This is a genomic window from Methylobacterium sp. CCH5-D2 (assembly GCF_001556475.1).
Lineage (GTDB): Bacteria > Pseudomonadota > Alphaproteobacteria > Rhizobiales > Beijerinckiaceae > Methylobacterium > Methylobacterium hispanicum.
On record NZ_LSIX01000786.1, the window covers coordinates 1 to 10,565 of the forward strand.

13 protein-coding genes are annotated in these 10,565 nt (G+C 72.7%); 11 read left to right on the forward strand and 2 right to left on the reverse strand.

What is annotated here, in order from left to right; genetic code table 11:
- The 9 genes from AX737_RS20850 to AX737_RS20890 form a co-directional block, all read left to right on the forward strand.
- Positions 1-822 (forward strand): branched-chain amino acid ABC transporter permease (locus AX737_RS20850; RefSeq protein ID WP_066924575.1); only part of this gene is annotated, 822 nt, incomplete at its 5' end.
- Positions 823-832: 10 nt separating this feature from the next.
- Positions 833-1,831 carry a branched-chain amino acid ABC transporter permease gene (locus AX737_RS20855; RefSeq protein ID WP_066924586.1) on the forward strand — a complete coding sequence of 333 codons (999 nt, stop codon included), beginning with the start codon at positions 833-835 and terminating at the stop codon, positions 1,829-1,831.
- Complete coding sequence (locus AX737_RS20860) at positions 1,824-2,534, forward strand: ABC transporter ATP-binding protein (RefSeq protein WP_066924577.1); 711 nt, start codon at positions 1,824-1,826, stop codon at positions 2,532-2,534. Before AX737_RS20855 ends, AX737_RS20860 begins: the two co-directional genes overlap by 8 nt.
- Positions 2,527-3,237 (forward strand): ABC transporter ATP-binding protein, encoded by a 711-nt coding sequence (locus AX737_RS20865; RefSeq protein ID WP_066924579.1) that lies wholly within the window; start codon positions 2,527-2,529, stop codon positions 3,235-3,237. Before AX737_RS20860 ends, AX737_RS20865 begins: the two co-directional genes overlap by 8 nt.
- Positions 3,234-4,190 (forward strand): nitronate monooxygenase family protein, encoded by a 957-nt coding sequence (locus AX737_RS20870; protein WP_082773183.1) that lies wholly within the window; start codon positions 3,234-3,236, stop codon positions 4,188-4,190. The genes AX737_RS20865 and AX737_RS20870 overlap by 4 nt, the downstream gene beginning before the upstream one ends.
- Before the next feature lie 15 nt (positions 4,191-4,205).
- Complete coding sequence (locus AX737_RS20875) at positions 4,206-4,967, forward strand: enoyl-CoA hydratase-related protein (protein WP_066924580.1); 762 nt, start codon at positions 4,206-4,208, stop codon at positions 4,965-4,967.
- A gap of 8 nt (positions 4,968-4,975) precedes the next feature.
- On the forward strand, positions 4,976-5,797 hold the full coding sequence (locus AX737_RS20880) for an IclR family transcriptional regulator (protein WP_238229346.1): 822 nt from the start codon (positions 4,976-4,978) through the stop codon (positions 5,795-5,797).
- A 127-nt stretch (positions 5,798-5,924) separates the two neighbouring features.
- On the forward strand, positions 5,925-7,112 hold the full coding sequence (locus AX737_RS20885) for a CoA transferase (RefSeq protein WP_066924581.1): 1,188 nt from the start codon (positions 5,925-5,927) through the stop codon (positions 7,110-7,112).
- A 94-nt stretch (positions 7,113-7,206) separates the two neighbouring features.
- On the forward strand, positions 7,207-7,986 hold the full coding sequence (locus AX737_RS20890) for a fumarylacetoacetate hydrolase family protein (RefSeq protein WP_066924582.1): 780 nt from the start codon (positions 7,207-7,209) through the stop codon (positions 7,984-7,986).
- On the opposite strand, the gene AX737_RS20895 is transcribed toward AX737_RS20890, so the two are convergent.
- Positions 7,887-9,026: an acyltransferase gene (locus AX737_RS20895; RefSeq protein ID WP_082773185.1), complete on the reverse strand. Its 1,140-nt coding sequence runs from the start codon at positions 9,024-9,026 to the stop codon at positions 7,887-7,889. The two genes, AX737_RS20890 and AX737_RS20895, sit on opposite strands and share 100 nt — an antisense overlap.
- A gap of 344 nt (positions 9,027-9,370) precedes the next feature.
- Between AX737_RS20895 and AX737_RS20900 the strand changes: the two genes are divergently transcribed.
- A complete protein-coding gene (locus tag AX737_RS20900; protein ID WP_066924583.1) occupies positions 9,371-9,790 on the forward strand; it encodes a hypothetical protein in 420 nt (139 codons plus the stop codon).
- A 111-nt stretch (positions 9,791-9,901) separates the two neighbouring features.
- Complete coding sequence (locus AX737_RS20905) at positions 9,902-10,357, forward strand: CBS domain-containing protein (RefSeq protein ID WP_197430660.1); 456 nt, start codon at positions 9,902-9,904, stop codon at positions 10,355-10,357.
- Here the strand turns inward: AX737_RS20905 and AX737_RS34685 are convergent.
- Positions 10,358-10,565, reverse strand: a 208-nt coding sequence (locus tag AX737_RS34685) for a hypothetical protein (RefSeq protein ID WP_197430661.1), incomplete at its 5' end; no start/stop codon positions are given.

The window sequence follows — 10,565 nt, forward strand, 5'->3', positions numbered from 1 at the left end:
GTCTACGCCCTCGTGGCGCTCGGCCTCGCCCTCTCCTTCGGGGCGATGCGGATCATCAACCTCGCGCACGGCGAGCTGGTGCTGCTCGCCGCCTACTGCGCCTACGTGGTCGAGGCCCGTGCCGGCCTCGACCCGTACCTCGCGATCCCCCTGGCGCTCGTCGTGGTGTCGGTGGTCTGCGCCGCGCTCTTCCTGATGATCGACCGCATCCGCGAGCACCGGGAGCTGAACTCGCTGATCCTCACCTTCGGGATCGGCATCGTCCTGACGAACGCGATCCTGCTGGTCTTCGCCAGCGACGTGCGCACCACCGCCTCGCCGCAGCTTCAGGATGCGACGTCGATCGGCCCCGTCTACGCCATGAACGGCGAGATCGTCGCCTTCGGGGTCAGCCTCGCGCTGATGGTCGCCCTGTGGTGGTGGCTGAAGAAGAGCTGGTACGGGCGGGCGGTGCGCGCCGTCTCGTCGAACCGGGCGGCCGCGACGCTCATGGGCATCAGCCCGGTGCGGACGGAACTCGTCTCCTTCCTGGTCGCGGGGGCGCTCGCGAGCTTCGCGGGGGTGGCGCTCTACACGATGAGCGTGGTGCAGCCGGCGCTCGGCCACGCGCTCACCGTGAAGGCCTTCATCGTCACGGTGCTGGCGGGCGTCGGCTCGATCCCCGGGGTGTTCCTGGCGGCGATCCTGCTCGGCGTCACCGAGGCGCTCACTGTCACGCTCGCCAGTTCCGCCCTGCAGGAACTCGCCGGGATGGTGCTGTTCCTTCTCGTCCTGTTCCTGCTGCCGAACGGCCTGTTCGGCGCGCGCGCCCGCCGCGGCTGAGGTGACCCGCATGGCTTCCCTCGAGTCCGCCCCCGCCGTCGCGCTCAAGGCCGCCCCTGCCCGCTCGCGGGTGCCGGGCGGCGCCGCCCTCGGCCTCGGCCTCCTCGTGCTGGCGCTGCTGCCGGTGCTCATGGGCGCCAGCAACTACATGCTGGGCCTGCTGATCTCGGCGCTCATCCTCTCGGGCGTCGCGCTCGCCTGGGCGCTGCTCGGCAACCTCGGCGGCATGGTCTCGTTCGGCCACGCCGCCTTCTTCGGGGTCGGGGCCTACGCCTCGGCGCTGCTCTCGGCCAAGCTCGGCCTGCCGGTGCTGCTCACCGTGCCGCTCGGCGGCCTCGTCGCCGTGGTGGCCTCGCTCGCGATGCTGCCCGCGCTCCGGCTGTCGGGCCCCTACTTCGCGCTCGCCATCCTCGCCTACGCGCAGATCTTCCGCATCCTGGCGACCGAAGCCTCCTGGCTTACCGGCGGCGGCGCGGGCTTCCAGCGCTACCCGGGCCTGCCGAACGTGTTCGGGCTTGACCTCGCGAGCCGCACCGGCAGCTACCTGCTGCTCGTCGCGGTGGTCACCCTCTGCGCGCTGGCCTACCTCGCGGTGCGGCGCAGCCATGTCGGCCTGGCGCTCCGCGCCATCGCCGAGAGCGAGGACGCGACCCGGGTGGTCGGCGTCAACAGCACGGTCCTGAAGTCCCTGATGCTGCTGCTCTCGGCCTTCATCACCGGCGTGTTCGGCGCGCTCAACGCCCACATCATCGGCTTTCTGGAGCCGGACTACGCCTTCTCGGGCGTCTGGAGCCTGATGCCGATCATCGCGGCGATCTTCGGCGGCTACCGCACGATCGTCGGCCCGATCGGCGGCGCGGTGATCATCTACCTGTTCGACCAGGTGGTGGCCAAGAGCCTGATCGCGGTCGGCCACCAGATCATCCTGGGCTTCGTCCTCGTCGTGATGGTGCTGGCCGCGCCGAACGGGCTGCTGGGCCTCGTCAGGAAGGGGGACCGCCATGCTTGAACTCGACGCCGTCACGGTCCGCTTCGGCGGCCTCGTCGCGCTGCGCGACGTCACCTTCACGGTGCAGCCGGGCGAGATCCTGGGCCTCGTCGGCCCGAACGGGGCCGGCAAGACCACGCTCTTCAACGGCATCTCGGGGCTGACCCGGGTGCGCGGGAAGATCCTGTTCGGGGGCCGCGACGTCACGCGCCTGCCCCTACACCGCCGCGCCCGCCTCGGGATCGGCCGCACCTTCCAGATCCCGCAGCCGATGAAGCACCTGACCGTGCGCGAGAACCTCGCGGTCGCGCAGGTCTTCGGCGCCGGGCGCCACGACCCCGCGCGGATCGAGGAGATCCTCGCCGTCATGGAGCTTCAGCAACAGGGCGACCGCCCGGCCGAGAGCGCGCTGGCGCTGCAGGAGCTGAAGCGGCTGGAGATCGCCAAGGCGCTCGCCACCGAGCCGAAGCTCCTCCTCCTCGACGAGGTGCTGGCGGGGTTGGAGAGCCAGGCCAAGCGCCAGTTCGCGGCCAAGCTCAAGGAACTGCACCGCCGCTTCGGCCTGACCATCGTCATCGTCGAGCACGACATCGAGACGATCTCGGGCCTCTGCTCGCGCGCCGTGGTGCTGAACTTCGGCGAGATCATCGCCGACGGCACCCCGGCCCAGGTCTTCCGCGATCCCCGCGTCGTCGAGAGCTATACCGGGACGGCCCATGCTTGAGACCCAGAACCTCCGGGCCGGCTACGGCCACATCACGGTGCTGTGGGACCTCTCGCTCACCTTCCGCGAGGGCGCGCTGACGGCCATCGTCGGCCCGAACGGGGCCGGCAAGACGACGCTGCTGCGCGCGCTGACCGGGCTGATCCCGCACAAGGGCGAGATCCGGCTCGGGGGCGAGCGTCTGGCGGGCAAGACCTGGGATCTCGCGGGCCAGGGCATCGTCATGGTGCCGGAGGGCCGCCTCGTCTTCCGCGACATGAGCGTGGAGGAGAACCTCTGCCTCGGCGCCTACCCGAAGCGCTGCCGCGGCGACCTCTCCCCCGGCCTCGACCGGGTCTACGGCCTGTTCCCGCGCCTGCGCGAGCGGCGCGGGCAGATGGCCGGCTCGCTCTCCGGCGGCGAGGCGCAGATGCTCGCCATGGGACGGGGGCTGATGTCGCAGCCGAAGATCCTGCTGATCGACGAGCCGTCGCTCGGCCTCGCGCCGGTGATCGTCTCGGAGGTCTTCGACATCATCGCGCGCCTGAAGGAGGCCGGGACCACGATCCTGCTGGTCGAGCAGAACACCCGCGTCGCGCTCTCGGTCGCCGACGACGTGCACCTGCTGCGCGGCGGGCAGGTGCGGCTCAGCGCGCCGGCGGCGCAGGTCGACCTCGACCACCTGCACGACCTCTACTTCGCGCGGGAGGCGCAGAGCGCGTGAACCGTCTGCCCCCGATCCTGCGCGACAACCTCGCCCTGCCGGTCATCGCCTCGCCGATGTTCATCGTCTCGGGGCCGGACCTCGTGATCGCCCAGTGCCGCGCCGGCATCGTCGGGTCCTTCCCGGCGCTGAACGCGCGGCCCGCCGCGATGCTCGACACTTGGCTCACCCGCATCACGGAGGAGCTCGCTGCCGCGCGCGCGGCCGACCCCGCGGCCCGGATCGCGCCCTTCGCGGTCAACCAGATCGTCCACGCCTCGAACGACCGGCTGGCGGAGGATGTCGAGACCTGCGCGCGCCACCGCGTGCCGATCGTCATCACCAGCCTGCGCGCGCCCGACGCCGTGGTGCGGCCGGTCCACGGCTACGGCGGCCTCGTCTTCCACGACGTCACCACGGTCCGCCACGCCGAGAAGGCGCTGGAGGCGGGCGTCGACGGGCTGATCCTGGTCTGCGCCGGGGCCGGCGGGCACGCGGGCACGCTCTCGCCCTTCGCGCTGGTGGGCGAGGTGCGCCGCTTCTACGACGGGCCGCTGATCCTCTCGGGGGCGATCACCACTGGATCCGCGATCCTGGCGGCGCAGGCGATGGGTGCCGACCTCGCCTACATGGGTACCCGCTTCATCGCCTCCGCGGAGGCGAACGCGGCGCCCGCCTACAAGGACATGATCGCGGGCGCGAGCGCGGCGGACATCCTCTACACGCCCTTCTTCACCGGCGTGCCCGGCAACTACCTGGCGCCCAGCATCCGCGCCGCAGGCCTGGATCCGGACACCCTGCCGACCGCCGACAAGACCGCGATGAGCTTCGCCAGCGACCGGGCGAAGCCCTGGCGCGACGTCTGGGGCGCGGGCCAGGGGGTCGGCACGATCCCCGACGTGCGGCCGGTCGCCGAGATCGTGGCGGGGCTGGCGCGGGAGTACCGCGCGGCCCGCGCCGGCCTCGCGGCCTGAGGAGGATTCCGAGCCATGACAGAGTCCCCCGCGACCGAGACCCTGCGGATCACCGAGCCGGCGGACGGCGTGCGCCTCCTCACCATCGACCGGACTGCGCGCCGCAACGCCCTCGACCGGGCGACCTACGGGGCCATCCGGGAGGCGATCGCGCGGGCCGGCACGGACGAGGCCGTGCGCGCCATTGTGCTCACGGGCGCGGGCGGCTGCTTCACCGCCGGCAACGACCTCGCGGATTTTCGCGATACCGCCGAGACTGTCGCGGACAGCCCCGGCCTCGCCCTGCTGAAGGTGCTCGCCGCCTGCCCAAAGCCCGTCCTGGCGGCGGTTGAGGGCCACGCGGTCGGCATCGGCACGACGCTGCTCCTGCACTGTGACCTCGCCTATGCGGGGGCGGGCGCGCGCTTCCGCCTGCCCTTCACCAGCCTCGGCCTCAGCCCCGAGGGCGCGTCGAGCTACCTGCTGCCCCTCGTCGCCGGCACGAAGCGCGCCGCCGAGTTGCTGATGCTGGGCGAGCCCTTCGGGCCCGAGACGGCCGAGGCGGCCGGCCTCGTCAACGCCGTGGTGCCGGCGGGCCAAGCCCTCGACGCGGCGCTGGAGCGGGCCCGGGCGCTGGCCGCCCTCCCGCCGGTCTCGGTCGCCGCCACCAAGCGGGCGCTGCGGGCGGGCCACGCCGAGATCGTGGCGCGCACGCTGGCCAGCGAGGCCGAGACCTTCCACGCGCTCCGCCGCGGCCCCGCCGCCCAGGCCGCCTTCGCGGCCTTCTTCGCACGATGAGCGCGATCATGAGTGAGACCGCCCTCGATCCCCTCGCCGACCCCGAGGCCGAGGAGGGGGCCGGCCCGAAGGAGGACCGGCACTTCGTCACGGCGCTGGCCCGCGGCCTCGCGGTGCTCGCCTGCTTCGGGCGCGACCGGCGGATGCTCGCCAACCACGACATCGCCGAGGCCTGCGGCCTGCCGCGCTCCACCGTGTCGCGGCTGACCTACACGCTGACCAAGCTCGGCTACCTGCACCTCGTCGAGGAATCCGGGAAATACCGCCTCGGCACCCAGACGATCGCGCTGGGCTCGATGGCGCTGGGCGGCCTCGACGTGCGCCAGATCGCCCGTCCCGCCTTGCGCGCCGTGGCGCAGGCGGCCAACGCCTCCGTGGGTCTCGGCGTGCGCGACCGGCTGAGCATGCGCTACATCGATTGCCAGCGCGGGCCGGCCGCGATCTCGCTCAACCTCGACACGGGCTCGCGCATCTCGCTGGCCCGCTCGGCCATGGGCCGGGCCTACATCGCGGTCTGCTCCGACCGCGAGCGCGCCGCGCTCTACGAGGAGTTGCAGGCCTACGACCCGCTGGCCTGGCCGGCTTTGCGGGCCGGCCTCGACCGGGCGGTGCAGGAGCACCGCGAGATCGGCTGCTGCACCTCCTTCGGCGAGTGGCAGGACACGGTCTCGGCCATCGCGGTGGGCTTCCGCCCCGGCGGCGGCCTGCCGCCGATGTCGGTCAATTGCGGCGCCCCCACCATCATCACCGACGGCCGCTTCCTGATGGACGTCGCCCGCCCGAAGCTGATCGAGGCCGTGCGCGGCCTCGAAGGTGTCATGGGCGCTTGATTGCTGGTCTCATCGATCCCGGCCTATGGCCGGCATCGATGAGGTCCGGCGGACGACCGCCGCCGCGCCGTCGCGCGGGCAGATCTCGCCGCGAGGACGCGGCGAGATCTGATTGAGGAGTGACCCGATGCTGTTCGATCCCGACGACCTGCCGCTCGCCGGCATCCGCGTGCTGGATCTCTCCCGCGTGCTCGCGGGACCCTGGTGCGCGCAGGTGCTGGGCGATCTCGGCGCCGACGTGATCAAGGTCGAGCACCCCGAGCGCGGCGACGACACCCGCGACTGGGGCCTGCGGACCGGCCCGAGCAACACCTCTTATTTCGACAGCGTGAACCGCAATAAGCGCTCGATCGGCGTCGACCTCGCCGACCCGGAGGGGCTGGCGCTGGTGCGCGATATCGCCCGGCAGAGCGACGTCGTGGTGCAGAACTTCAAGACCGGCGGCGCCGACCGGCTCGGCCTCGGCTACGCGGCGCTCTCCGCCGAGAACCCGCGGCTGATCTACTGCTCGGTCTCGGGGTACAGTTCGGACGGCGCGGAGGCGACGCGGCCGGGCTACGACCTCGTGATCCAGGGCGAGGCCGGGCTGATGGCGCTGAACGGCGAGGCGGAGCGGCCGCCCCTCAAGTTCGGCCTCGCGGCGGTCGACCTGTTCACCGGCCAGTTCGCCGCGCAAGCGGTCCTCGCCGCCCTCTACCAGCGCGAGCGCACCGGTCGCGGGCGCCTCGTGGAACTCGCCCTGTTCGATTGCGGCGTGGCGCTGACCTCCTATTACGGCCTGGAGGCCATGGTGCAGGGCCGCGACCCGGCCCGCTACGGCAACGCGCACCCCTCCATCGTGCCCTACGGCGTGTTCGAGGCCGGCGACGGGCCGATCGTGCTGACGGTCGGCAACAACGCGCAGTACCGGCGCTTCTGCGAGCAGGTGCTGGAGCGGCCCGACCTCTGCGCCGACCCGCGCTTCGCCAGCAACCTCGACCGCTCGCGAAACCGCGCCGTCTTCGTGCCGGTGCTCGAGGCGGAACTCGCCAAGTGGAAGCGGGCCGACCTCCTGGCCCGGCTCCAGGCCGCCGGCATCCCCTGCGGCGAGGTGCTGGGCCTGCACGAGGCCCTGACCTCGGAGCGCGCCCGCTCCGCCGGCCTCGTCATCCCGCAGGGCGCGGGCGCGGAGGCGGCGGCCCACGTGCTGGCCCCGCCCTACCGGCTCGACGGCGCGCGCCTCCCCGTGCGGCGGATGCCGCCCGTGCTCGGCGCTTCGGGCGCCGAGATCCGGGCCGCGCTGTCGGGGCCTGCGGAGGCGACGGGGGAACGCTGACGAGGGCCGCGCCAACGCTCGCCTCGCGTGGTACCTGTCACCGGCACGTCATCGACCGTCGCGGGGCGACGGTCCGTCGAGAAGGGAGGAGACGATGCGGGCATCCCGCCGGGATCTGATCGCGCTCGCGGCCGTCGCCACGGCGGTCGGCACGCGCCGGGCGGAGGCGCAGGCCGCGCCCGAACCGCTCTTCGCCGTGCCGGCCACGACCGTCCCCATCCTGGGCGAGAGCCGCGTCTTCCCGGTGCGCCGCATCTACTGCATCGGCCGCAACTACGCGGCCCACGCCATCGAGCGCGGATCCGATCCGAGCCGGGAGCCGCCGTTCTTCTTCCAGAAGCCGACGGACGCGATCCAGACCGTCGCGGTCGGCGCGGTCGCGGAGCATCCCTATCCATCCCTGACGAAGAACTACCATCACGAGATCGAGCTCGTCGCCGCCCTGCACGTGGGCGGCGTCAACATTCCGGCCGAGCGGGCCCTCGACCACGTCTACGGCTACGCGCTCGGCCTCGACATGACCCGCCGCGACCTCCAGAACGGGATGGCGGCCGAGAAGAAGCCCTGGGAGATCGGCAAGAGCTTCGACCATGCCGCCATCATCGGGCCGATCCGGCCGGTGGCGCAGGTCGGGCACCTGCGCAAGGGTGCGATCGCCCTGTCGGTCAACGGGACGGTCCGGCAGAACTCCGATCTCGACAAGATGATCTGGAGCGTCGCCGAGCAGATCGCGAAGCTCTCCGAGGCCTTCGCGCTCGCGCCGGGTGACCTGATCTATTCCGGCACGCCCGAGAATGTCGGCCCGGTGGTCAGGGGCGACGTGCTCCTCGGCACGCTCGACGGCCTGCCCGACCTGTCGGTCCGCATCGTCTGATCCCGCCGCGCGGCCGGACGAAGGCGCAGGGCCGGTCCCTCGACGAGGAACCAGCTCAGGAGCCCCAGCGGGAGCGCGGCGGCGAGCGCGAGCGCCGCTACCGCCCAGGGCGAGATGCCCGGGACGTGGGCGACCAGAAGGTTCTGCACCGGCCACGCGTAGAGGTAGAGGCCGTAGGAGGGGTCGGCCCGATCGACCGCGCGGCTCAGGGCCAGGGGACGCACCGCGAAGGCGAACCAGAAGATGAGGTAGCCGCCGAGCACCGCTAAGGCGGGCTCGGCCAGCGGCCGGACGAACATCAGGGGCAGCAGCAGCAGCGCGGCCCGGCAGGCGCCGCGCCGCGTGTAGGCGATCCGGTCGCCGAAGAGCTGGTAGGCGCCCCCGCAGCAGAACACGAAGACGAAGCGGATCATCTCCGAGAGCGTGCCGGCCACGTCGCCCGGGAGCCCGACCGGCAGGAAGAGCCAGCGCAGGGCGAGGAGCGCCCCAAGCCCGGCCAGCAGCGCGAGGTAGCGCGCCCGGATGCGCAGGACGCGCGCGCGGCCGGCCAGCCCGAGGAGCAGGTAGCAGCCGAACTCGCAGGGGATCGTCCACATCGAGCCGTTGAGGTGCGGGTAGGGCAGGCCCTCGAACGCGCCCGGGACGACGGGCATCAGCAGCAGGGCGAGGCGGAGCAGCGTCTCGGCGCTCGACAGGGCCACCATGTCGCCCCCGGCGAAGGGCGCCACAACCAGGATGCAGACGAGGGAGGCGACGACGAAGCCCGGGTAGATCCGCAGGGCCCGGCGCCGCACGTAGCCGGAGAACGAGGTCCGCGCGCGGTAGCTCGCGGTGATCAGGTAGCCGCTGACGAGGAAGAAGCCGTCGACGGCCAGTTCGCCGAAGGACAGCGTGCCGAAGACCCGGGTCAGGATCTCGCGCGAGCGGTCGCCGTCGATGAGTTCCGGCGCGTGGGCGAGGATCACGAGCGCGGCGAAGAGGAGCCGCAACGTGCCGAAATTGTTCGCGCACCGCTCTCGGTCGCCCGCTCCCTGCGCCACCCCGTGCTCTCCGTCCGGACGTCAGGCCCTTACGGGCCGGGAAACGCGGCGCGGCGGCAAGAGCACCGGCGCAACACCGGCGGCCCGCCCGCGGTGAACGGCCCTCGGGCGCCCACCGTTCAAGTCAGCGCCCAGATCAGCATACGATTTACGTATACGGAGCGGAATGATATAGGCCAACACCAAACTTCTCTCGGCCGAACCTGCAAAAGGGGGACATTGCACGAGGGAATGCCATGCGAAATCATGTCTTTTTCTGGGCAATCGCAGCGTGTCTCGCCCTGACCGGGACCGTGGAGGCGCGATCCCGTCACCGCGGCGCCGGCCATTGCGCGATCGGGCAGATGTATCGCCCCTCGCTCGGCACCTGCCAGTCCCGGGCACTCTTCCGCAGATCCATGCGCAAGGTCGCGACCGACGCCCGCGGAGCCCGCGAGACCCTGCGGCATGCGGCGCGCCGGGACCGGCGCCAGAGACTTCGTGAGGCCCGCGCGGCGGCGGAGCGGCCGGAGGCCCGACCGAACCGCCTGCTTCCGACGCGGCCCGTCCCGCGCGCGGACCACGCCCTCGACGAGGCCGCGGTGCGGGCGGCGGAGGCCGCGACGATGCCGGACGCGCCCGCGACGGGGCCCGCATCCCCGCCCGCGCGCAACGGTCCGGCACCGGTCGAGTTCGCGGCCATTCCCTGGACCGCCAGCGGACCCTTCTCCCTCGATCCGCGGCCGCGCTACGCCGCGCGCTCCGATCTCGACTGGCGGCGCTGAGCGCGGCGCCGAGCGGGCAACGGCCGTCGGCGCGCGGTGCGCGCAGCGCATCCGGGCCCTAGATGGGGCGCACGCGCATGGCTCGACCAGCGCGATCCGCAAGAGCGCCCGATGCCGAACCTGTCCGCCGAGAATCTCCGCGTCGCCGACGTGATGGCCCGCGACGTCGAGTTCATCGAGCCGCACGCGAGCGCGCAGGCCGCGGCCGTCCTCATGGGCGAGATCGAGGTCGGCGCGCTTCCCGTCGGCTCGGCGGACCGGATCGTCGGCATCGTCACGGACCGCGACCTGCTCTACCGGGTCGTGGCCCGCGGGCGCGATCCGGCGGCCGTCTCGGTGCAGGAGGTCGCCTCGCGGCCCGTCCTCGCCTGCAGCCCCGGCGACACGCTCCGCGCGGCCATGGACGTGATGGTGGCGAACTACGTGCGGCGGCTGCCGGTGCTGGACGGGAGCCGCCGGGTGGTCGGCTGGCTGACCCTGGCCGACATCGCCCGCCACCTCCTCGTCAACGACGACGCCCTGCAGGTCTCGCTCCTGACGCTCACCGAGGGCGCGGGGGCGGGCTGATCAGGCCCGGTACCGGCGCTCCGCCGCGCGCACCGCAGCGTTCGGCAGGGCGCGGTGCAGGGCGACGTAGTCGGCGAACGCCCATCCGGCCGGGCCGGCCTCGCGCGCGGCGACGAGGCACAGGATGAAGGCGATCAGGGCGGTCTCGGGCTCGACGAGCGCCGCGAGCGCCGCGTCGAGCCCGAGACCGCCCTGATCGCCTTCATCC

Coding starts and splice junctions, on each gene's coding strand:
- AX737_RS20855 (WP_066924586.1), top strand. CDS start 833: ATGGCTTCCCTCGAGTCCGCCCCCGCCGTCGCGCTCAAGGCCGCCCCT.
- AX737_RS20860 (WP_066924577.1), top strand. CDS start 1,824: ATGCTTGAACTCGACGCCGTCACGGTCCGCTTCGGCGGCCTCGTCGCG.
- AX737_RS20865 (WP_066924579.1), top strand. CDS start 2,527: ATGCTTGAGACCCAGAACCTCCGGGCCGGCTACGGCCACATCACGGTG.
- AX737_RS20875 (WP_066924580.1), top strand. CDS start 4,206: ATGACAGAGTCCCCCGCGACCGAGACCCTGCGGATCACCGAGCCGGCG.
- AX737_RS20880 (WP_238229346.1), top strand. CDS start 4,976: ATGAGTGAGACCGCCCTCGATCCCCTCGCCGACCCCGAGGCCGAGGAG.
- AX737_RS20885 (WP_066924581.1), top strand. CDS start 5,925: ATGCTGTTCGATCCCGACGACCTGCCGCTCGCCGGCATCCGCGTGCTG.
- AX737_RS20890 (WP_066924582.1), top strand. CDS start 7,207: ATGCGGGCATCCCGCCGGGATCTGATCGCGCTCGCGGCCGTCGCCACG.
- AX737_RS20900 (WP_066924583.1), top strand. CDS start 9,371: ATGTATCGCCCCTCGCTCGGCACCTGCCAGTCCCGGGCACTCTTCCGC.
- AX737_RS20905 (WP_197430660.1), top strand. CDS start 9,902: ATGCCGAACCTGTCCGCCGAGAATCTCCGCGTCGCCGACGTGATGGCC.